Source organism: Mycolicibacterium grossiae (assembly GCF_008329645.1).
In the GTDB taxonomy this organism is placed as follows: domain Bacteria; phylum Actinomycetota; class Actinomycetes; order Mycobacteriales; family Mycobacteriaceae; genus Mycobacterium; species Mycobacterium grossiae.
Window position 1 is genome coordinate 161,636 of record NZ_CP043474.1, and the last position, 20,598, is coordinate 182,233.

At 68.2% G+C, this 20,598-nt stretch carries 22 protein-coding genes, 1 tRNA gene and 1 pseudogene; 7 read left to right on the forward strand and 17 right to left on the reverse strand.

The features are described 5' to 3' along the window. The first annotated feature begins 64 nt into the window (after positions 1-64). Together FZ046_RS00820 and FZ046_RS00825 are read left to right on the forward strand one after the other, a co-directional pair. Entirely contained in the window at positions 65-1,252 is a 1,188-nt protein-coding gene (locus FZ046_RS00820) for an Nramp family divalent metal transporter (protein WP_070351081.1), read from the forward strand. Further along, a complete protein-coding gene (locus tag FZ046_RS00825) occupies positions 1,253-2,308 on the forward strand; it encodes a poly-gamma-glutamate hydrolase family protein (protein ID WP_070351080.1) in 1,056 nt (351 codons plus the stop codon). On the opposite strand, the gene FZ046_RS00830 is transcribed toward FZ046_RS00825, so the two are convergent. Next, positions 2,309-3,661, reverse strand: coding sequence for an APC family permease (locus FZ046_RS00830; protein WP_070351079.1), 1,353 nt, complete (start codon positions 3,659-3,661; stop codon positions 2,309-2,311). Between the two features lie 12 nt (positions 3,662-3,673). Then, positions 3,674-5,287: an amidohydrolase gene (locus FZ046_RS00835; protein ID WP_099045781.1), complete on the reverse strand. Its 1,614-nt coding sequence runs from the start codon at positions 5,285-5,287 to the stop codon at positions 3,674-3,676. Positions 5,288-5,405: 118 nt separating this feature from the next. Between FZ046_RS00835 and FZ046_RS00840 the strand changes: the two genes are divergently transcribed. From FZ046_RS00840 to FZ046_RS00850, 3 genes are all read left to right on the forward strand, one after another. Beyond that, positions 5,406-6,200, forward strand: coding sequence for a DUF1365 domain-containing protein (locus FZ046_RS00840; RefSeq protein WP_070351077.1), 795 nt, complete (start codon positions 5,406-5,408; stop codon positions 6,198-6,200). Positions 6,201-6,301: 101 nt separating this feature from the next. Further along, positions 6,302-6,856 carry a sigma-70 family RNA polymerase sigma factor gene (locus FZ046_RS00845; RefSeq protein ID WP_099045790.1) on the forward strand — a complete coding sequence of 185 codons (555 nt, stop codon included), beginning with the start codon at positions 6,302-6,304 and terminating at the stop codon, positions 6,854-6,856. Then, on the forward strand, positions 6,853-7,572 hold the full coding sequence (locus tag FZ046_RS00850) for an anti-sigma factor (protein ID WP_070351076.1): 720 nt from the start codon (positions 6,853-6,855) through the stop codon (positions 7,570-7,572). The genes FZ046_RS00845 and FZ046_RS00850 overlap by 4 nt, the downstream gene beginning before the upstream one ends. Before the next feature lie 10 nt (positions 7,573-7,582). Here the strand turns inward: FZ046_RS00850 and FZ046_RS00855 are convergent, their stop codons facing one another. Further along, a complete protein-coding gene (locus FZ046_RS00855) occupies positions 7,583-8,665 on the reverse strand; it encodes a glutamate--cysteine ligase (RefSeq protein ID WP_070351218.1) in 1,083 nt (360 codons plus the stop codon). 184 nt (positions 8,666-8,849) lie between these two features. Here FZ046_RS00855 and FZ046_RS00860 point away from each other — a divergent pair, with 184 nt between their 5' ends. Continuing rightward, positions 8,850-9,671, forward strand: a complete 822-nt coding sequence (locus FZ046_RS00860; RefSeq protein WP_070351075.1) for an LLM class F420-dependent oxidoreductase — start codon at positions 8,850-8,852, stop codon at positions 9,669-9,671. A gap of 89 nt (positions 9,672-9,760) precedes the next feature. Here the strand turns inward: FZ046_RS00860 and FZ046_RS00865 are convergent, their stop codons facing one another. Continuing rightward, complete coding sequence (locus tag FZ046_RS00865) at positions 9,761-9,988, reverse strand: CsbD family protein (RefSeq protein WP_070351074.1); 228 nt, start codon at positions 9,986-9,988, stop codon at positions 9,761-9,763. A gap of 20 nt (positions 9,989-10,008) precedes the next feature. Here FZ046_RS00865 and FZ046_RS00870 point away from each other — a divergent pair. Beyond that, positions 10,009-10,084: transfer RNA gene (locus FZ046_RS00870), tRNA-Arg, on the forward strand. Positions 10,085-10,691: 607 nt separating this feature from the next. Here FZ046_RS00870 and FZ046_RS28245 read toward each other — a convergent pair. The 13 genes and pseudogenes from FZ046_RS28245 to FZ046_RS00940 form a co-directional block, all read right to left on the reverse strand. Then, positions 10,692-11,705 (reverse strand): annotated as a pseudogene (locus FZ046_RS28245) (recombinase family protein); the annotation flags it as partial. 3 nt (positions 11,706-11,708) lie between these two features. Then, positions 11,709-12,308 carry an ImmA/IrrE family metallo-endopeptidase gene (locus FZ046_RS00885; RefSeq protein ID WP_070351073.1) on the reverse strand — a complete coding sequence of 200 codons (600 nt, stop codon included), beginning with the start codon at positions 12,306-12,308 and terminating at the stop codon, positions 11,709-11,711. A gap of 30 nt (positions 12,309-12,338) precedes the next feature. Beyond that, a complete protein-coding gene (locus tag FZ046_RS00890; RefSeq protein ID WP_070351072.1) occupies positions 12,339-12,728 on the reverse strand; it encodes a helix-turn-helix domain-containing protein in 390 nt (129 codons plus the stop codon). Positions 12,729-12,844: 116 nt separating this feature from the next. After that, on the reverse strand, positions 12,845-13,459 hold the full coding sequence (locus tag FZ046_RS00895; protein ID WP_070351071.1) for an antirestriction protein ArdA: 615 nt from the start codon (positions 13,457-13,459) through the stop codon (positions 12,845-12,847). A gap of 100 nt (positions 13,460-13,559) precedes the next feature. Then, entirely contained in the window at positions 13,560-13,892 is a 333-nt protein-coding gene (locus FZ046_RS00900; protein WP_070351070.1) for a hypothetical protein, read from the reverse strand. 83 nt (positions 13,893-13,975) lie between these two features. Next, positions 13,976-14,995, reverse strand: a complete 1,020-nt coding sequence (locus tag FZ046_RS00905; protein ID WP_070351069.1) for a DNA-methyltransferase — start codon at positions 14,993-14,995, stop codon at positions 13,976-13,978. Beyond that, positions 14,992-15,984: a replication-relaxation family protein gene (locus FZ046_RS00910; RefSeq protein WP_070351068.1), complete on the reverse strand. Its 993-nt coding sequence runs from the start codon at positions 15,982-15,984 to the stop codon at positions 14,992-14,994. The genes FZ046_RS00905 and FZ046_RS00910 overlap by 4 nt, the downstream gene beginning before the upstream one ends. Then, on the reverse strand, positions 15,981-18,173 hold the full coding sequence (locus FZ046_RS00915; protein WP_149484167.1) for a type IV secretory system conjugative DNA transfer family protein: 2,193 nt from the start codon (positions 18,171-18,173) through the stop codon (positions 15,981-15,983). The genes FZ046_RS00910 and FZ046_RS00915 overlap by 4 nt, the downstream gene beginning before the upstream one ends. Positions 18,174-18,555: 382 nt before the next feature. Further along, positions 18,556-18,762: a hypothetical protein gene (locus FZ046_RS00920; RefSeq protein WP_070356203.1), complete on the reverse strand. Its 207-nt coding sequence runs from the start codon at positions 18,760-18,762 to the stop codon at positions 18,556-18,558. After that, positions 18,759-19,310 carry a hypothetical protein gene (locus tag FZ046_RS00925; RefSeq protein WP_070356202.1) on the reverse strand — a complete coding sequence of 184 codons (552 nt, stop codon included), beginning with the start codon at positions 19,308-19,310 and terminating at the stop codon, positions 18,759-18,761. The genes FZ046_RS00920 and FZ046_RS00925 overlap by 4 nt, the downstream gene beginning before the upstream one ends. Continuing rightward, positions 19,307-19,582 (reverse strand): hypothetical protein, encoded by a 276-nt coding sequence (locus tag FZ046_RS00930; RefSeq protein ID WP_070356201.1) that lies wholly within the window; start codon positions 19,580-19,582, stop codon positions 19,307-19,309. Before FZ046_RS00930 ends, FZ046_RS00925 begins: the two co-directional genes overlap by 4 nt. Next, complete coding sequence (locus FZ046_RS00935; protein WP_125939860.1) at positions 19,570-19,821, reverse strand: hypothetical protein; 252 nt, start codon at positions 19,819-19,821, stop codon at positions 19,570-19,572. The genes FZ046_RS00930 and FZ046_RS00935 overlap by 13 nt, the downstream gene beginning before the upstream one ends. Before the next feature lie 7 nt (positions 19,822-19,828). Then, a complete protein-coding gene (locus FZ046_RS00940) occupies positions 19,829-20,185 on the reverse strand; it encodes a hypothetical protein (RefSeq protein WP_246182876.1) in 357 nt (118 codons plus the stop codon). Positions 20,186-20,598: the final 413 nt, after the last annotated feature.

Here is a 20,598-nt window from a genome sequence, read left to right on the forward strand (position 1 = left end):
GGGCCGATCGGAATGGGCGGGGGACGTGGCCGTAGTACCAAGGACGAAGCCGGGTGCGGGCCTGATGCTGCTCGGACCCGCCTTCGTCGCGGCCATCGCCTACGTCGACCCCGGCAACGTCGCGGCCAACGTCAGCGCCGGTGCCCAGTACGGCTTCCTGCTGGTCTGGGTCATCCTCGTCGCCAACGTGATGGCGGGCCTGGTGCAGTACCTCTCGGCCAAACTCGGCCTCGTCACCGGCCGCACACTGCCGGAGTCCGTCGCCGACCGCACCCGCGCGCCCACCCGGATCGCGTACTGGGTACAGGCCGAACTCGTCGCCATGGCAACGGATCTCGCCGAAGTGGTCGGCGGCGCCATCGCGTTGTACCTGCTGTTCGACCTGCCGCTGCTGGTGGGCGGTGCCATCACCGGCGGCGTCTCCCTCGTGCTGCTGTCGGTGCAGAACCGGCGCGGTCAGCGGGTCTTCGAACGGGTCATCAGCGGTCTGCTGCTCGTCATCGCGATCGGCTTCCTCACCAGCCTGTTCGTCGCTCCGCCGTCCGCGTCCGACGTCGCCGGCGGGCTCGTCCCGCGCTTCGACGGTGCCGAGAGCATCCTGCTCGCCACCGCGATGCTCGGCGCGACCGTGATGCCCCACGCCGTGTACCTGCACTCGGGTCTGGCCCGCGACCGGCACGGCCGGCCCGATGCGGGCGCACCGCGACGCCGCCTGCTGCGCATCACCCGCTACGACGTCGCGCTCGCGATGCTCGTCGCCGGCGCGGTGAACCTCGCCATGCTGCTGGTGGCCGCCACCAACCTGCAGGGCATCGACGACACCGACTCGATCGAAGGCGCCTACTCCGCCGTGCAGGGCGCCCTCGGCCACACCGTCGCCCTGTTCTTCGCGATCGGCCTGCTGGCATCCGGACTCGCCTCGACGTCGGTCGGCGCCTACGCCGGCGCGATGATCATGCAGGGGCTGCTGCACCGCCGCTATCCGCTGCTGCTGCGCCGCCTCGTCACGCTGGTGCCGGCGCTGGTCATCCTCGGCATCGGCGTGGACCCCAGCCGCGCGCTGGTGCTCTCCCAGGTGGTGCTGTCGTTCGGCATCCCCTTCGCGCTGATCCCCCTGGTGCGGATGACCGGCGACCGCACGCTCATGGGCGACGACGTCAACCACCGCCTCACCACGGCGTGTGGCTGGCTGGTGGCCGCGGTGATTAGTGTGCTGAACGTGGTGCTCATCTATCTCACCGTCACGGGCTGAATGGACCGGCACGCCTACTTCGCCTACGGGTCGAACCTCAACGTCGCGCAGATGGCGCAACGCTGCCCCGACGCGACCCGGCCCGTCCCGGCGACGTTGGCCGATCACGACTGGCTGATCAACGAGCGCGGCGTCGCGACGGTCGAGCCGTCCGACGGCGCCGAGGTGCACGGCGTCCTCTGGCAGATCAGCGACCGCGACCTCGACGTCCTGGACAGCGCCGAGGGCGTTCCCGTCCGCTACCGCCGCGACCGGCTCGTCGTCGCCACCTCCGCCGGCCCGCGGGACGCGTGGGTCTACATCGACCACCGCACGGAGGCCGGGGCGCCCCGGCCTGGTTACCTGGAGCGGATCATCGAAGGCGCTGCGCACCACGGGCTTCCGCAGCGGTGGCTCGACTTCCTGCACCGCTGGGATCCGGAGCACTGGCCCCGTGCCCTCGCACCGACCGACGTGCCCGGGCCCCAGACGCTCACGGCGCTGCTCGCCGACCCGGAGGTCACCGAACAGTCGACGCTGCGGTCCACGTTCGGGTTCCTGGCCATCCACGGCGGCGGCCTGGAACGCATGACCGACGTCATCGCCGAGCGCGCCGCCACCGCGGCGGACGCGTCGCTCTACGTCGTCCGCCACCCGGTGAACTACCCGCACCACCTGCGCTCGGCGGCCTACCTGCCCGAGGAGTCCGAGCGTCTCGCCGCCTTCCTCGACCACGTCGACCACGTCGTCTCGCTGCACGGGTACGGCCGCGTCGGCCGCAGCACCCAGGTGCTGGCCGGTGGGGCGAACCGCGACCTCGCCGAGCACGTCGCGCGGCACCTCGACGTGCCCGGCCACGAGGTGATCACCGACCTCGACGCGATCCCGCGCGAGCTGCGCGGTCTGCACCCCGACAACCCGGTGAACCGGCCCCGCGGGGGCGGCACGCAACTGGAGCTGAGTCCGCGGGTGCGTGGAATCAGCCCGCGCAGCGGCCCGTTCGGCGAGGACGGGTTGAGCCGGCCCACGTCGGCGCTGCTGCGGGGACTGGTCACCGCCGCGCGCACGTGGCGCTGACTACTCCTGCATCTCCAGCACCGGCGTGGGCCGGCGGAAGCCGCGGGTCACGACGGCGAGCCAGACGACGCCGAGCGCCAGCCACAGCAGTCCGATCTTCAGGGCGTCGCCGGACAGGCTCGTCCACAGCCACACCGTCAGCGCGAAGCCGATGAGCGGCAGCACCAGGTTGTTGAGCACGTTCTTCTCGCCGGCGTCGACGAAGTAGTGCTTGATCACCGTGAGGTTGACCGCCGAGAACGCTACCAGCGCACCGAAGCTCACCACCGACGCGAGGATCGCCAGGTCGATGACGATGGCCAGCAGCGAGACCACCGAGATGACGAGGATGGCCCACGTCGGCGTGCTGAACCGGACGGACACGTGCCCGAACACCTTGCGCGGCAGCACGCCGTCACGTCCCATCGCGTAGAGGATGCGCGCCACCGACGCCTGCGACGTCAGCGCCGACCCGAGCGCGCCCGCCACGTACGCGGCGGTGAAGAACGCGGCCAGGAACGCGCCGCCGGCGGCCTTCATGACGTCCAGCGACCCGGAGTCGACGTCGGCGAAGGCGTTCGACGGGAAGACCAGCTGCGAGACGTAGGACAGCACGATGAAGAGCACGCCGCAGATGACGGTGGCGAGCATGATGGCGCGCGGCACGTCGCGGCGGGCGTCCTTGGCCTCCTCGGACAGCGTCGAGACGGCGTCGAAGCCGAGGAACGACAGGCACAGGATGGCGGCGCCCGCCAGCACCGGGCCCATTCCGCCGGCGCTGCCGTCCCCGCGGAACGGTGCCATGACGTCGACGCTGCCGGCGCCGGAGATGGCAGCCACCGCCATCACCAGGAACACGACGATGAAGACCGCCTGGATGGCGATGATGACCAGGTTGGCGCGCGCCACCGAGACGATGCCGACGATGTTGAGCACCGTGACGATCGCGATCGTCACGACGACGATGACCCACTGCGGGATCGCCGGCACCGCGGCGTTCAGGTAGAGGCCGATGACGAGGTAGTTGAGCATCGGCAGGAAGAGGTAGTCCAGCAGCAGCGACCAGCCGGCGAGGAAGCCGACCGGTGCGCCGAACGCCTTCTGCGTGTACGCATACGCCGAGCCGGCGACCGGGAGGGCGGCGGCCATCCGCGCATACGACCGCGCGGTGAAGATCATCGCCGCGAGCGTCACGACGTAGGACAGCGGCACCCGGCCACCGGACTCCACCGTCACGATGCCGTAGGTGGTGTACACGGTGAGCGGCACCATGTACACCAGGCCGAACAGCACCAGCGACGGCACGCCGAGCGCCCGCTTCAGGGTCCCCTCGTGGGGGTCGGCCGAGACCCCGGCCAACGGCTCTGTCGACATGGACGTTCCCTTCTAACGAGCGGTGAACGCGGGCGCACCCTGCAGGTACGTCGCGCGGATCCCGATGCCGGGCAGGTCCCGGGGCGGGGTGCTGCGGGGGTCGCGGTCCAACCACACCAGATCGGCGCTCGCGCCGGGGGCGATTCGGCCCCAGACCTGCTCGGCGAACGCCTGTTTCGCGACGCCACCGGTGTAGGCCCCCAGTGCCCGCTCGACGGCGAGGATCTCCTCGGGCGTCCAGCCGCCGGCGGGCACGCCGTCAGCGGTCTGACGCGAGACGCCGATCGCGATGCCGTCCAGCGGCGCCCCCGAGGACACCGGCCAGTCCGATCCGAACGCCAGCGGCGCGCCGGAGTCGTCGAGCGTGCGCATCCGGTACTGCTTGTCGGCGCGCTCCGGCCCGAGCCGCGGCACCGTGAGCACCGTCATCAGCGCGTCCATCTGCGCCCACAGCGGCTGCATGTTCGGGATGACGTTCAGCGCGGCGAACCGCGCGAGGTCGGCGTCGTCGACGAGTTGTACGTGCGCGATCACCGGCCGGCGGTCGCGCGGGCCGTTCGTGGCGACCGCGTACTCGATCGCGTCGAGGGCCTGGCGCACGGCGGCATCGCCGATGGCGTGGATGTGGATCTGGAAGCCCAGCTCGTCCACCCGGCGGCAGGCCTGGGCGAGGCTGTCGCCCTCCCACACCGTCATGCCGTGCTGGTGCAGGCCCGAGCAGTACGGCTGGATGAGCGCTCCGGTCTCGTTCTCGACCACTCCGTCGGCGAAGAACTTGACGGTGTTGGCCGTGAGGAACGGCGAGTCGACGATCTCCACCCGCTGCCGGGACGCGAGGAACCCCTCGAGCTGGATGTCGAAGTGTCGCGGGTCGGCGTAGAAGGCGAGGTTGAAGCGGATGCGCAGCGCGTCGCGCCGGGCGGCCTCCACGTAGGTGTCGACGTCCGGCGGCTCCACCCACGCGTCCTGCACCCAGGTGACGCCGCGCTGCAGGTAGTAGTCCGCCGCGGTGCCCAGCGCCGCGATCCGGACCTCCTCGTCGCGCGGCGGCATCACCGCGGTGACCAGGTCGACCGCGCCCCACTCGCGCAACGTGCCGAGCACCGAGCCGTCCTCGCGGTGCGGGATCTCCCCCAGCACCGGATCCGGGGTCTCGGCGGTGATGCCGGCCCGCTCCAGCGCCACCGTGTTGCACCACACCGTGTGGTAGTCCCAGGCGCGCAGCACAACCGGCCGGTCGTCGACGGCCTCGTCGAGCCAACGCGCGTCGAACAACCCACCCTCGGCGAGGCTGCCGTCGTAGGACGCCCCGACGATCCACTCCTCGTCGGGATTGTCCTTGGCATAGCGCCGCACCGCCTCGACGATCTCGTCGATCGACGAGCAGGGCCGCACCGCGGGACCCACGAACTCCAGCCCGCCGAGCAGCGGGTGGGCGTGGCCGTCGCCGAACGACGGCATCAGGAAGCCCCCGCCGAGATCCACCTCGACGACGCCGGGCTGCCCGGCCGTCCGCGCGATCGCGTCGGCGCCGAGCGCCGTGATCACCCCGTCGGTCACCAGGAGCGCCTCGGTCGTCGGGGTCTGCGCATCGGACCACACGGTTCCGTTGCGAAACAGCGTCATCGCCACGGATTGGCACCTTACGCGCGGCTAACGGTTTCGCAATCCGAATGCCACCCATCCATTCCCCGCGCGGCGACGAATATCTGACGTGACACTTCGAGACGACGCCGGACGGGTGGTGGGCCCGACGGTCACCGCTGCCGACAGCGGAGTCGGGGCGGCTCCCGCCATCTACCGCACGCGCATCACCCACCTGCGCCGGTCCCCCGTCAAGCACTACTTCGAACACACCGGTTACTCCTGGTACGTCGACCTCGACGCGCTGCCCCGGCTGCCCCGCTGGCTACGCCCCTTCGCCGGTTTCGTTGCCGGCGACCACTTCTCGGGTCCGCCGGCGAACGGCGTCGACGACACCCTGCGCCACCGCGTCGACGCGTTCCTGGCCGGGCACGGCATCGCGCTGCCGGGCGGCACGGTGACCGCGCTGCTGCAGGCCCGCGTCCTGGGCTACGTCTACAACCCGCTGAGCATCTACTGGTGCCACGACGCCGACGGCGTCCTGCGCCACGTGGTCGCCGAGGTGCACAACGTGCAGGGCGAACGGCACGCGTACCTGCTCCCGCCGACCGGAGATGCCGCGGCCGCGGTGAAGAAGGCGCTGTACGCCTCGCCGTTCAACGACCTCGACGGCTACTACCTGGTGCGCGCGCCGCGCCCGGACACGTCACTCGACGTCTCCATCTCCCTGCACCGCGAGCACGTGCCGTCCTTCGTCGCGACGCTGTGTGGAACGCGACGCCGCGCCGGGGTGGTGCAGCTGCTCGCCCTGCAGTTGGTGGCGCCGGTCGCGCCGCTGATGGGCGCACTGTGGATCCGGCTGCACGGCGTGACGCTGTGGGCCCGCCGGGTCCCGCTGGTGCCCCGGGAATCGCGGGGCCTGCTCGTCAAGGCCGCGCCCGCGGGGTTGCCGTGACCGCCCCCGTCATCGACAGGCCGCCCGTCGAGAGGCCGCCCGTCGACCTGCGTCCGGTGAACCGCTCGATGATCACCGTGCGCGAGAGCGGCTTTAGTAGTATGCGCTCCGTGACGGCTGACCTCGACGCGTTGCTGCGCCGGGTGGCTCAACGTGACGTCGAGGCCTTCGCCGCCCTCTACGACCACACCCGTGCGCGGGTGTTCGGTCTGGTGAGCCGGGTGCTGCGGGATCCCGGTTACAGCGAAGAGACCACGCAGGACGTGTACCTGCAGGTGTGGAACAACGCCGCCAAGTACGACCCCGCCGCGGGCACCCCGCTGTCCTGGCTGATGACGCTGGCGCACCGCCGCGCCGTGGACCGCGTGCGGTCCGAGCAGGCCGCCAGCCAGCGCGAGTCGCGGTACGGCGCCGCCAACGTCGAACCGCCCGCCGACCGCGTCGCGGAGGCCGTGATCGGCTCCGACGAGCGCCGCCAGGTGACGGTGTGCCTGGACTCGCTGACCGACCCGCAGCGCGAGTGCATCCAGCTCGCCTATTACGAGGGTCTGACCTACGCGCAGGTCTCCGAGCGCCTGACGACGAACCTTGCCACCATCAAGTCGCGGATGCGCGATGCGCTCCGCGGTCTCCGCAACTGCCTGGGGGTGTCGTGAGCGAGCCGACACAGGACGACGTGATGTCCCTGGCCACGCCGTATGCCCTGCACGCCGTGACCGCCGACGAGGAGCGGTCCATCGAGCGGCAGGTCGCCGCCGCGCCGGAACTCGTGGCGCGCGCGTTCGCCGAGGAGGTGCGGTCGGTCCGCGAGACCATGGCCGTCGTCTCGGCGACCACCGCCGCCGAACCGCCCGTCGCCCTGCGGAAACGGCTGCTGGCCGCGGTCGCACAGGACGCGCCCGCCGCGCCTGCCGCACCCTCGTCCAGCGGCCGCTGGCGGACGCTGCTGCTCGCAGCCGCCGCAGTGGTCGTCGTCGCGGGCGTCGCGCTCGGAGCGGGCATCGCGCTGCGCCCGGCGCCAAAGCCCTCGGCCGCCGAGCAGATCTTCGACGCACCCGACGTACGGACGGTGTCCGGCGACATCCCGACCGGCGGAACCGCCACGCTCGTCTTCTCCCGTGAGCGCGATTCCGCGGTGCTGGTGATGAACAACGTGACCCCGCCCGAGCAGGGCTTCGTCTACCAGATGTGGCTCGTCGGCAACGACGGTGCGCACTCGGCGGGCACCATGGACGCGGGCGCCGTGTCGCCGTCGACCACCGCGGTGCTGCCGGACCTCGGCGATTCTCAGGCGCTGGCCTTCACGGTCGAGCCGGGCAGCGGGTCGACGCAGCCGACCACGCCGATCTTCGCCGAACTCCCGCTGGTCTGACGCCGCGGGTCTACAGGCCCTCGAGCGTCGCGTCGGCGACCTGCTCCACGACGTCGGCGACGTCATGGCGCCTGCGGTAGGCCTGCCGCTGCCGGGTGGCGCCGTTGCCGGTGGTCTCCAGCCGTGCCAGCTCGGTGCGGACGAAGTCGGCGTCGCCGACGGCGTCGAGCGCGGGGGTGATGCGGTCGACGAACGTCGCGAGCAATCGCTGCGCCGGCACCGTGGCGTGGGTGTCGAGCAGGTCGACGCCGTCGCCGTCGAGGCCGTCGCGCGCAGCCTTCCAATATGCGGCCCGCAGCGCGTGGGCGGTCAACGGCAGGACCGGCTCGCCGCGCTCGCGCTCGTCGAGCGCCGTCATCACCGCAGCGCGGATCAGTGCCGCCAGCAGAGCCGTCTGCGCGGCGGTCGCCGGGACGTCCGCGACCCGCACCTCGACGGTCGGGAAGTTGGCCGATGGCCGTACGTCCCAATAGACCATGCCGTCGTCGAGCATCGCCCCGGCGTCCTGCATCATCGCGACGACGGCGTCGTAGTCCTCGACGGAGTCGAAGTGCGGCGGCGGACCGGCGCTGGGCCAGCGCGCCCACAGCACGCTGCGCCAACTGGCGTGCCGGGTATCGGAGTTCCGGTAGATCGCCGAGTTGGCGCTGACCGCGAGCAGCGTCGGCAGCCAGGGCCGCAGCCGGTTGCCGACGTCCACCGCGGCCTCCCGCGACGGCACCGACACGTGCACGTGGCAGCCGCAGATCCCCTGCTCGCTGGCGATCATGCCGAACTTCTCGGAGATCTCGCGATAGCGCGGGGTGTCGGTGATCGGGAACTCGTGCGGCACGGTCGGCGGCAGACCCGCCGCGAGCAGCCGGGCACCCGCGGCGGCCGCGGACTCGGCGACCACCCGCCGCAGCCGGCGCAGCTCGTCGTGCATCTCGGCGGCGCTGGACCGGACCTCCGACGCGGTCTCGACCTGGCAGCTGGTCAGTTCGAGTTGCAGGTCGACGCCGCGCGTCGACGCCTGATCGGCGGTGTCGCGGTTGAGGGGAACGGGCTCCCCGGTCTCCGGGTCGACGAGCAGGAACTCCTCCTCGACGCCCATCGTGGGGTGGTCCACGAGTTCCTCCTCCGGTGGTGAAAGACCGATCCGGCCCGTCGGATGCGCACGACGAGCCGGATCGCGGGGAATGGTTCACGGCCGGCGGCAGGCGCCCCGGCCGGGAGAAGATGCCCTCGGCCTCGGCGGTCCAAACGTGAGCGCGGCCACGGCCCCCTAAGCTCGAGACGTGGCCAGGGATTTCCGGTTCGGTTTCGGTCTGCACGCGGCACGGCGACTCTCTGCGGTCCAGGACTGGGCCCGCAAGGCCGAGGACCTCGGCTACGACGTGCTGCACGTCCCCGACCACCTCGGCGCGCCGGCCCCTTTTCCCACGTTGACGGCCGCGGCCGCCGCCACCGAGCGGCTGCACCTCGGCACGTTCGTGCTCAACGCCGGGTTCTACAAGGCCGCCCTCCTGGCGCGTGACGTCGCCGAACTGCGGGACCTCAGTGCGGGACGCTTCGAGCTGGGTCTCGGCGCGGGGTACGTGCGCGAGGAGTTCGAGGCCGCCGAGATCCCGTTCCCCACCGCGCGGGAGCGCGTCGACCATCTGCGCCACGTCGTCGAGTACGTGGGCGAGCACCTGCCGGACGTCCCGATGCTGCTGGCCGGCAACGGCGACCGCCTCCTGACGATCGCCGCCGAACGGGCAGCCATCATCGGCCTCACCGGCGGCGATCCCGCAGGCGCGGACGGCGACCCGCTCGCTGAGCGCATCGCCTTCATCCGCAACACCGCCGGGCAGCGATTCGACGAACTCGAACTCAACATCGCGATCACCGCGATGCCGATCGACGACTCCGGCGTGCCCGACCTGTCGATCACGCGCCGCTTCCTGCCGGAACTGTCCGACGAACAACTCCTGCGGACACCTGGCGTGCTGTCCGGGTCGACGGACGAGATCGCCGAGACCGTCCGCGGCTACCGGGACACCTACGGTGTCTCCTACATCATCGTGCAGCAGCCGCACGCCGAGGCATTCGCGAAGGTGATCGCCGAACTGCGCTGATTCGCGGGCGCCAGCGGCCCATGCGGCACGACTGTGAATCTGGCGACGCAAAGCCCGGGATTCGCGTCGTCAGATTCACACTCGCCGGCTCAGCGGCCGCGGACGGCCTGCTTGAGCCGCTCGCCGGTCAGCTTCACGCGGGCCTTGGCCTCGTCGACGGCGCCCTCGTTGCGCAGCCGGGCGTCACCGGTCGCGCGCCCGATCCGCTGCTTGGCCCGGCCCGTGAGGCGGTCGATGGTGTGGCGTGCCTTCTTCGCAGTGCTCATGCCGTCGGGTAGCCCACCGGGCGTGGCCGGAAACGCGGACTCCGGCGCCATGCCGGTAAGCTTCGGGCGCCGCCCCCGTAGCTCAGGGGATAGAGCACGGCTCTCCTAAAGCCGGTGTCGCAGGTTCGAATCCTGCCGGGGGCACCAAAGTAGTCATATTCAAACCTGCGCCACCTGGCGCAGGTTTTGTTTGGTCGTCTTCCCGTGGCGAGGATGGCCTGTCCCCAGCGGTTCGGTCGCCGCGTGCTACCGCCAATAGAGTCTTGAAGGGCTCGGCTACCTCTGCTTCGATCTCTTCGTCGACGATTTCGATCCTGGTGTAGAACGCTTGATTGATCATTCGTCGCTCGTTCGGGCCCGCCTGCAGATACATCTTGTGGCAATTGGAAGCGAGGTCCAGCGCCGCCTTGAGCGTCCGCTCGAGCTTGTCGAGGTCGATCGCCGCGGCCTTGAGACGACTCTCTGTCGTTGTCAGCTCCCGCGCAATGCGACTTTGCTCCGTCTTGAGCACGTCGAGCGGCACGGCGCCGTCGTAGTACGCCTGCATCAACCGCAAGCGTTCTTTCTCGAGGCGCTGCTTCTCGCCAGACGCTTGCCGCGTCGTCGTCTCGGCGGCCGAGCGAAGCTCGCCCAACTCTTCGAGCAAGATCGACCCGACCCTCGTTCGTTGCTCTGGGGTGAGTTGCTCCGTGGCGTAATGGTCCTCGACCTTCTCCTCAATCTTCGAAATCAGCAGCGCGCGCTGCACGCAGTCGGTTGTCTTCTGATGCCGCCCGAGGCAGATGAAGTAGGGGTAGACAGTGCCCGAGCGGTTCTTGGCCATTGTGATGATGAGACGACTGCTGCACTTGCCGCAGAAGACGCTCGACTTCAAGTAGTGGGGATGCGCGCGCTGCTTCTCGCCCGTCGCGTGAGCGGACAGAACGTCCTGCACCGTCATCCAGGTGGCTTCGTCGATCAGCGCTTCGTGCCGGCCCGGGTACCGCACGCCGCGGTACGTGACTTCACCCATGTAGTACGGCGTGGTCAGAATCTTGTGCAGTGAGTTCTGCTTGATCGCGCGGCCCGGCGTCTTGGGCGTCTTGCGGGTGCGAAGCCCCCGCTGTTCCAGTTCGTCGACCATGCGGCTGAGGGTCCACTCACCTGTTGCGTAGGCCTGGAAGGCCCACGTGATGTGCGGCGCGCGTACAGGGTCGACCTGCACCGTCCGCAGTTCCCGGCCGTCGTCGGTCACGACCCGTACATTCTGGTAGCCGAGCGGCGCCTTGCCGGGCGTACCACCGGTCTTTGCCTTTTGCTCCATGCCCTTGACGACCTCGTTGGCGAGGTTGCGGCTGTAGAACTCGGCGATCGAACTCATGATGCCGTGCAGCAGCATGCCGCTTGGCGTCTCGTCGATGTTCTCGGTGGCCGAGACCAGCTCAGCCCCCGACTGCTTGATTACCATGTGAATCTGGGCGTCGTCGAGACGATTCCGCGCGAGGCGATCGACCTTGTGCACGATGACATAGTCGACCGGCGTTGCCTGTAGGTAGGCGAGCATCCGCTGCAACTCCGGTCGGGTGTCGGCAAACTTGGCCGACTCACCGCGTTCGATGAATTCCTCAACGACGATGGCACCCTTGCTCTCCGCCTTGCGGCGGTTGGCTTCGAGTTGCGCCGGCAGCGAGTAACCGTCGGGATCACCGTCGCGCTCGGCCTGTTCTTTCGTCGAGACGCGGACGTAGGACACCGCGAGCTTCTGCGGCAGGGCGAGCGCTTCGCTCATGATTCACCACACCTTTCCGACAGTCGCGTGACGCGCGACCTCGTCGACCAATCCACATTGGCGCAGCCGCACGCCGATTGCTTGTTCACTTACCTGGAAGTGCCGTGCGAGATCGGCGGTCCGCTGCATGCCGCTGCCCCACGCACGCTTGAGAAGACGACGCGGCACCAGGAGGCAACCGGCGAAGTAGTCAGCGGCATGCTCGGCCTGCACGGCGGCCGACGTTCGACGTGTGCCGCGGTAGAGCCACTGCTGCCGTCCGTGATCGATGATGTGCTTGTACTCATGCGCCAGCGTGAAGCGGCGCCGTTGCCATGAGTCAGCGCGAGATAGCTCGATGACCCAGCTCTGTAAGTGCTTGTCCCAGTAGCTTGCGCCGGAGACGAGCCTCGCGCCGTAGCGGATGGTGAGCTTCGGCAGCTCGGTGATGAGTTCGCGCGGCACCGGGGCTTCTGTGACGCGGTGCCGTTCAAGTAGCTTGTTCGCCTGCAGCTCGGCGACGCGCAGTGCTTCAGCGAAGGTCACTTGGTCGTGCGTCGGGATGACGGCGCGAAGACTCGCGAGCACGCTGGGTGTTGATTGATGAGTGGTGAGTTGATGCATGGCGGTCTCCTTTCCGTCTTAGGTGTGTCGTTACTCGTCTTCGCCGTCGCGCGGTCCGGCGTCGGTGTCAAAGCTGATGCCGTGCTTCTTCGCGATGGCGTCGAATTCGGCTTCGATTTCGGCGACCGCACTCGGCGGCAGGTCGCGGTACTTGGTGCGCAGGTACGGCCGGATGGTCGGCAACTCCTTCGGCGGCATCCAGCCAACGGTGGCGAAGAGGTCGCTGGCCGAGATACCGAGCACCTCGCCGATCGCTTGGAGGTTCTCGGCCCTCGGGCTTGCGATCATGCCCTGCTCGATCCGCCAGAGCGTCCCTCGATCGACACCAGCGCGGCGGCTCACTTCAGGCACGCTGAGGCCGAGTGCTTGGCGCTTATTTACTAGTAACGTAACGAGTTGTGATGCTTGTTCAGGCGTCATTTAATGTATCTCCCTTACCATTCAATTGTAATGCGAAAAGTTGAATTCGTTCAACGGCATTAGACAATTTAACAACGCATTTGGGTCGAGTGAGTAAGCGTCTTCTTCGTGCAGCGTTAGTCATTGCCGTGAAACAGCCAGACGCCGCCATCGGGCGCATGCGCGACGGACATGTCCCCGCCGGCCTCGAGATCACGGGCCATTTGGGCGTAGTCGATCGACACATACGTGCGCATCGATTCAGGCAGCTTCTCGAGTTCGGCGTGAAAGCCGAAGTCGTCGGCGATCTGGTAGGCATAGGTGTCCACCGACGCATAGTGGCCGAGATAGGCCGCCTCGAATTTGTCGAAGCGTTCTGGGTCCGCTTCGTTGGCGTCAGCCCACGCGGCGAAGGCGAGACCGTGCTGCGCGATGCCGCGGGCAATCTTGGCCACCAGGTCGATAGAGTCGTATTCGTCGACGCGCCAGGCGCCGAACTCGTCAAAATCATGGATCGCGAACTCTTCGGCATCCGGCTCCTGCGAACTCGCCAGCATGGCGGCGATGTCGGCGCGGATGGCGCTTGGCTCACGGGCGGCGTCGAGCCATACCCCGTGGAGTCGGCCGTTGTTGTAGTCCGCGAGACTCGCGACATAGATGCGCGGCTGTGGTCCGGGCTGCGGTTCGTGCTCAGGCGCGTGGTCTGCCTCGGCGTCGGCCGGCGCGGGGTTCTGTGGTTGATGTTCATGCATAGTCACCTCCTTTGGTTCATATCTTGTTGATGAGTGCCGGACGGGAGACAGCGAGCGCAGATGCGCTCGAGCTGCTCCCGCCCGGCTGGGCGGCTGGTACTCAGCCGTCCGAGGCGGCATCACCTGCTTTCTGGGTCCGGCGACCACGCCCCGTGGTCGACTCGGTGGAACCACCGAGTGCGAACAGGGTGGCGATCGCCTCCTGGCGGGCCGCGGCTTCGCGCTCCATCTCGGCGCGAACCGCGTCTGCCTTGCCCTTGAGATCCGGGTCGTTTCCCGCCGCCTGGATGTGGCTGACGATGGCGGTCTGGATCTCGTCGGTAATGCTGCCCCCGCGCAGTTGAGCGATGAAGCTCAGCTGGGCGTGAATGTCCGGCTTGAGCCGGATGCCAAGGGTCTTAACTCCCCTGGCGGTGTCGTCCGGATAGGACATTGCGACCTCCTCGGTGCGCTGCGGCCGGTCTGTGCTGAGTGCACAGACGATGACGGCCGCATGACACCGACGAGGCGCACGCCTCATGCGGCACGCTCCCGTGTGGTGGGCGGACAACCGCGAGCAGACGCGATGCGCTCGCTCGCAAGCGCGGCGAAGTCGTCGTTGAGTTCGATGCCCAGCCAGTCGCGGTGCAGCCGCTCGGCGGCGACAGCAGTCGTGCCGCTACCCAGAAACGGGTCAAGCACCAGTCCCGGCTCGTGCGGCGCGTCACACTCACAAGTTGATGCGAGGGCCGTGCGCAGTGCCGTCCCACCGAGCTGGCGGATGACGCGGCGGCGCCATGGCAGCCGACAGACGCTGCAGCGCGCTTCGGGGCATCCAGCAGTGATCGCCCGCGCCGCGAGGTCAAGCGGAAAGACCGCGTGGTGGGCGCCGCGGTAGCCGGCCGTCGCAATCGTCCAGACGTCGCCCGGGTTTTTGCCAAGCGGGTGACCGACCCGTCCGGCAGCCTTCAAGGCATCAAGACCGGTCGCGGTGTCGCTGTTGGGTCCGCGCCAGTCCTCCCTCCCCCGCTTTGCGGTGTACGAGCGGCCGCGGACAGAACGGTGCGGCACGCGGACGGCATCGAGGTCAAAGAAGTAGCGCGGCTGCTGCGCCAGGACGTAGACGACCTCGTAGGTCGCAGCCAGGCGATCGGTGACGCTGATCGGCATCGGGTTGGGCTTGGCCCAGATCAGCTTGTTGCGGATGATCCAGCCAGCGTCCTGCAGCCGCAGCGCCAGGCGCTCCGGCGCGAGTAGCAAACTCTTGCGGGATGCGCCCTGGGACGGATGGGTGGCGTACGTGTCACCGAGGTTGAGCCACAGCGTGCCCGTCGGGACGAGAACACGCCGGACTTCGTTCATGACGCCCCCGAGCCGATCGACCCAGTCGTTGACGCTCGCCTCGAGGCCGATCTGCTCGTTATGGCCGTAGTTGCGCAGCCGGAAGTACGGCGGGCTGGTCAGCACCATGTCGACCGATGCGTCCGGCAGCTTGCGGAGGCGTTCGAGCGCGTCGCCGACGATGATCTCGCGGCGCGGGATATCGGGTCGGCTCATAGCTGCCCTCCGCCGACGAGCAGCGCCGTGAGTTGCTGCGGCGCGATGACGCGGAACAGTTGTGGCGGCAGGCTGCGGTCGCTTGCGATGGCCTTTTCAAGCGCGACGCGGCGATCCGCGGCTTTCTGCTGGCTGCGGTGCGTCACGCTCCACACGACGATCGGGAAGCCGCCCGCCTGCTCCTGTTCGGTGCCGGTGCGGCGGTAGGCCTCGAAGTCGCGGCACTTCTTTAGCAGCGTCGGGATGCTTTCGGTGCCAAGGTCCACCTCAATGAACCAGGCGTGGCTGAGGTCGTCGCCCGCGCCCGTCTCGGCGTAGAGATCGGCCTTGAGCGTCAGGCGGGCACCGCCGGGCCCGGTGTAGGACCGCCAGGCGGCGGGTTCGACGACGCAGTCGATTAGGTCGACGGCGGCGTCTCGATGAGCACGGACGAGGGCAAGGTGCGCGTCGGCGACGGCCAATCGGTGCGCCACAAAACGGGCACTCGGCTCGCGGGACCGCCTGGCGGTGCGACCGGAGCGACCGCGCAGCAGCTGGTCCCCGACCACATCGACGTAGTGGATAAGTCCCTCGCTGCCGGCACGGATCCCGCCGACCCGTCGTTCGAGCGCTCCGAGGACGCGCAGGGCTCGTAGCCGCGCCAGGACGCGCCGCGCGATGCGCGGGCCGGACGCCGGTGCGTGGTCATGGAAGTGAAAGGCGGCAATCTGGAGGCCGGTCAGGAACTGATGTTCAGCGACCGACCGGATGACCGCCCAGTCGCGGTCACTGAGACGCTCACGAATGGCGTCCAGATCGGCCGTACGGACCCGGCGGCGCACGGGTGTGGTGCCCGGATGGGCACCATCATTCGCCGCCCCTGATTGGCTGGGGACGCCGCTGACCAGGCGGGACGATGGCCACGAGGACGCGCCGATCGGGCCAGCGATTGGGTGGCCGTCTGAATGCGTCTGACTGGGGCGCGGCGGTCGGGTGAAGGATGCGCTCATGGCTGCGTCCTCCGCCGACGCGGCGCGCCGATGTCGCTGACGTCGTCGCTGCCCGCGTGCAGCAGCTCGGCGAAGCCCGCCTCGATGTCGCTCAGCGCTTGGCCGTAGCGCTGGCTACTGAGCCGCCGGATCTCTTCTGGGTCGCTGACGATCGGCGGCGCCGGCCGGGTGCGTCCGGAGGCCCAGGGCTGCGCGTTGTCGCGGATGAGGCTGGCGTAAATGGAATGCGCCGGCAGCGCCGTGAAGTCCTCGGGCGAAAGCACGCTCTGGCCGGCGGCCATGTCGCGGGCGTCGCCCGCCGGCAGCTGAAAGCAGATGCGCGAGCGGGCATTGGAGCGAAAGGCCTCGAGCATGGCGGGCGGCAGCTGCTTCTCGTACTGGTGCGCCAGGTGGAAGCCCGCACCAAGACTTCTGGCCGTGGCGAGCGCGTCGGCGAGGTCGGTCGGCAGCCGCAGGTAATCCTGCGCCTCATCGATGTAGACCATGACCGGCTCGCGGCTCGACTCCGGTACTGCGGCGCGCTCGCGGATGGCCTGCCACAGTTCGGCGATGACGAGCGCAGCCAGCAGCTGGGCGCTTTCGGGTCCGAGCACGCCCTTCTGCAGCGGCACCAGCAGCACCTTCTTTTCGCGCAGCACCTGACGGATGTTGAACTGCGGTGTTCGCTGCGCCAGGACGCGCCGAAGCTGTTTGCCAAGCAGCGGCCTCAGCTTGTTGCTGAGCGGTGCGACGGTGGTACTGATGGCCTCCGGCGAGAGCGTGTCGAACCACTGCCAGAACGGGCCGGCGGCGAAGGGATCGTCGCGGATGGCCGACTGGGTGAGCGAGCGGCGAAAGCCGGGATTGGTGAGCAGCAGTGGCAGCATGACGAGCGAGGCGTCGTCACGGCGCGCCAGCACCTCGAGACAGTTTCGCAGGATGTCTGAACTGCGCGGGCCGAGGCCGTCGCCGTAGAGCGCCTTGAAGGTGCCAAACAGGCTGTCAGCAATCACCTCCGGCGGCTGATCCTGCCGAAAGCGGCGATCGAGCGGGTTGATGCCGACGGGCCGCTCCGACAGCGGGTCGAGCACGACGATGTCGTCTCGGCGGGGTGCCGGGATACGCGCCAGCACGTCGGCGATGAGGTCCTTTGGCTCGATGACGACCACCGGCCGCCCGGCTTCGAGATCCTGGACGACGAGGTTCAGCAGCAGCGTCGACTTGCCGACGCCGTTTGGCCCGAGGATCCAGCTATGGCGAAGGGCGTCTTTGACGTCGTAACCGAGCGTCGCCTCGCTGCCTGGCGCGGTCGCCTCGGCGATGACCCGCGCACCCGTCTGCAGAGCGGGACTCGGCCGCACGGGACGGGGGTGCCGCGGCGGCTGACCCGGAAACGGCTCGTCGCTATCGGCGATCGGCCACCCCGATAAGGACGCAACCTCCGTAACGGTCAGCGGCTGCGACGGTAAGAACGCCGACCACTGCGAGCGCGGCTGATTGAGGCGGCACGGCTTCTCGGTGGAAAGCTTCAGCCGTACCCCTGGCGCCTCGACCGTCGCGATTGCGGCAGCCAGCCCGAGCAGCAGCACCCGGCGACGCTCGGACGTGCCGGCGTGGACACCGAGGCGCACGGCACCTGCGAAGCCGAACGCGCCGAGCTTGCGGCCGAGCGCTTGCCGAGCGTCAGCGGACGGCTCGGGCAGCACGCCGCGCAGCACCTTCGAGAGCGCCGGCTGATCGGCGCGGTGTGGCAGATGCGGGGTGGGTTTCGGATGCCGGCGTGGACCAAGGACGATCTGCAGCGACAACCGCTCCCCTTTTTGCACGGCGGTCAGCGCGTGGAGGATGGAGCGCTCGGACGCGACGGCGTCGCTCGGTTCGAGCGGCCGGGCGGTGGTCGAGAGACGAAGGCGCCTGGCGGTCGTGATGTCCTGGCGTTCCTCCGGCTCGGTCCCCGTCACGATGGCACCCGAGACGAGCTGCTCGACCGCCCGGCGGACGCCGGCCGCATGGCGCAGCTGACTGCCGACCAGGTACTCGACGCCTGTGACGTCGGCGCGCGCCTCGAGGATCAGCTGCGGCGCGTGCGCCTGCGCTGCCCAGTGCCGCAGCAGGCCGAGGGCCGGCGCTTCGTGTAGCGGCTGCGGCCAAAACAATCGCTGCCATACAAGGGTGTCTGCCGACAGTGTTCGCTGTTCATTTGTCGTCATGAGCGACCTCCGGAAGACATCCCTCGATGGGATGAGCCCGCGGGACGAACCGATGACAACGTCGCGTCGTGCTGCATTTCCTTCAAGGCGATAGCGAGCAGCGCCCGGCTGAGCTTGCGCAGATCCGGCTCGTCGCGCGGAATAGCGCGAACGCTGATATGACGCGCGGCTTTTGGCACCCCGCGGTTTCCGCGACGATGATTGATGCGACCAGTTTTAGACATAGCTCTCCTCCATTTCGAATTACTTGAGTGATTGAGACGTTGAATTAATGCAACGTCGTGCGATTTACTATGCGTTGAATGTATTCAACATTCAATAGCATTGGCGCATTACACAACACCGAAAGGAACATTGGCACCGCCAGTCGGAAGCTACACCTTTACCAGCGCTCTTTCCACGTCCGGAGCACGACGACACTGCCGATAACAAGTCCGATGAGCCCAAGGACGCCGACGATCACGAGCAGCGTGGGAAGCACGGCTTCGATAAGCCGGACGGCGCAGTAGAGGGCGAAGGCGGCGACGAGCACACCAACCGCTGCACCGACGAGGCGGTCAATCAGCCCGCCGCCACCTCCCCCACTCATGGCTGCCCGTCCCGCCGCAGCTCGCGCAGCAGCCCGTGCTCGAAGACACCCGAGACGCAACCCCGGACGAAACGCCGCTGATCCCCGGGAAAGCGCTGCGCGAAGGCTTGGACGTACACCTGCCCCGTGAGGTCCGCGTGCAGCAACCGCCAGACAAGTGAGCCAGGCGGGTGCCCGGCGTGCTCCAGCTCGCTGAGGTGCCACAGCGACAGTTCAAGTTCGTCGACGAGACCAAAGTCGAGGTCGCGTCGCACATGGTTCACGTCGTGCCAGAAGCGCAAATCGGCGTTAATCCGCGGCGAGCCGTAGATGATGTCGTCGCTGTTCTCCGGTGAGATGGGCAGTGCTCGCCCAGTCCTCATACTCTCTTGGACAGCAGAGACAAGGTCGGCGTAGGTGTTCGGCGCGGCCGCCTCAAGGACGTAGCCGAAGCCGACCTCCTCGGCCGTCCGCCGAGCCGCCCCGGCAATGAAGTCGCCGAGCACAACAGTGGCTTCGACGACGTCGTCGTAGACCGCCTCATGGAATGTCGGGTCGATGATCGTCACCGTCGTGCTCCTTTTCTAGCATTGGCCTCATCTCGTATCAGCTGCTGCGCCGCCAGGAAGGCGACGCCGATTCGGTTGATGGCCGCGGTCCGTTCGGCGGCAAGCCTGGCAAGCGCATCGCGTTCCCGCTGCTGGCGCGCCCGGCGCCGAGCGAACCTCTGAAGGAGTCCATCGACGCCGAGCAGCAGCACCCCATAACCGATGAAGACCGCCAGCCACCAGCATGCGACGTTGATCAGCACGTCGATTAGCTCGCCGCTCATGACGGCCACTCGCCAATCCAGTCCAAAAACGTCCGCGCCAGAGCTTCTTGGAGGACGAGAACATGCGCCGCGGCGGCCGGCGCATCGTGCGCGTGATATCCCGCAATGGCTTCGAGTGCCGAGGATGATAAATCCGCGAGTGCCAGAATGGCGGTCAGCGCGTCACTTACAGCGCGCGCTTCGCCGCCTTCGCGCGTTCGACGAGTTGGCTGCACATCCCGACGCTGACGAACGTCTTCGTGGTTCATCTCGGCATCACAATCCGAAGCGAGCGACTTCATTGCCAGCGATACAGGCGAATTGGTCGACAATGTAATTGAGCCGATTCATGACGGCCGGATCGCCATCCGCTTGGAATTGCGCCTCACGACTTAGCATGCCGACACATTGGATACCGACGCTGGCCGTGAGCGCCGCCGCCTGCACACGGGTTGCGGCGACTATTCCGCGCGTCACTTCCGCATTCTGCCGCCGAAGAAGTTCTTTTTCCTCATGGCGAGTGAAGCCATCGGGAACTTCCACGGGGACAGGACGCGCACTTTGTCGATTCATAGGGACAGCCATCATGATTCCTTTCAAAAATGGTTCTGCTTTTGCAGGACCTTGCTTCATTTGACCAACCCTGACGGGTGGCTGTAGGCCTGCCGCTATAGGTCGCCGTGCGCCGCGAGAGAGGCCGCGAAGGGCGTCAGCGCTTCCGCAACGCGGTGTGGCGGGTCGAGCACCAGGGGCACAGGCTCTAGGCCGGTCGACATGAGCGGTCCGGGCATCCCGTGCGGTCCATCCCCCATCTCGCCTCGGCGGCAGACACGGTCACCAATGCTCGAACAGCGGCATGAAGCGCAGAGGCCACGGGTGCGACGAGTGGAGGCGGCAGTCTCGACTACGGGGATGTTATTGGTGGTGGTCATGGGCGCTCCTTGCTAACGGGATGACACCACAGTGACACACTAAACAGCCTCTGAACTGGCCTGATAGCCGCCAACTGGTTGGCAAGCGGCTCCGATCGGTTGGTATGAGCTGCC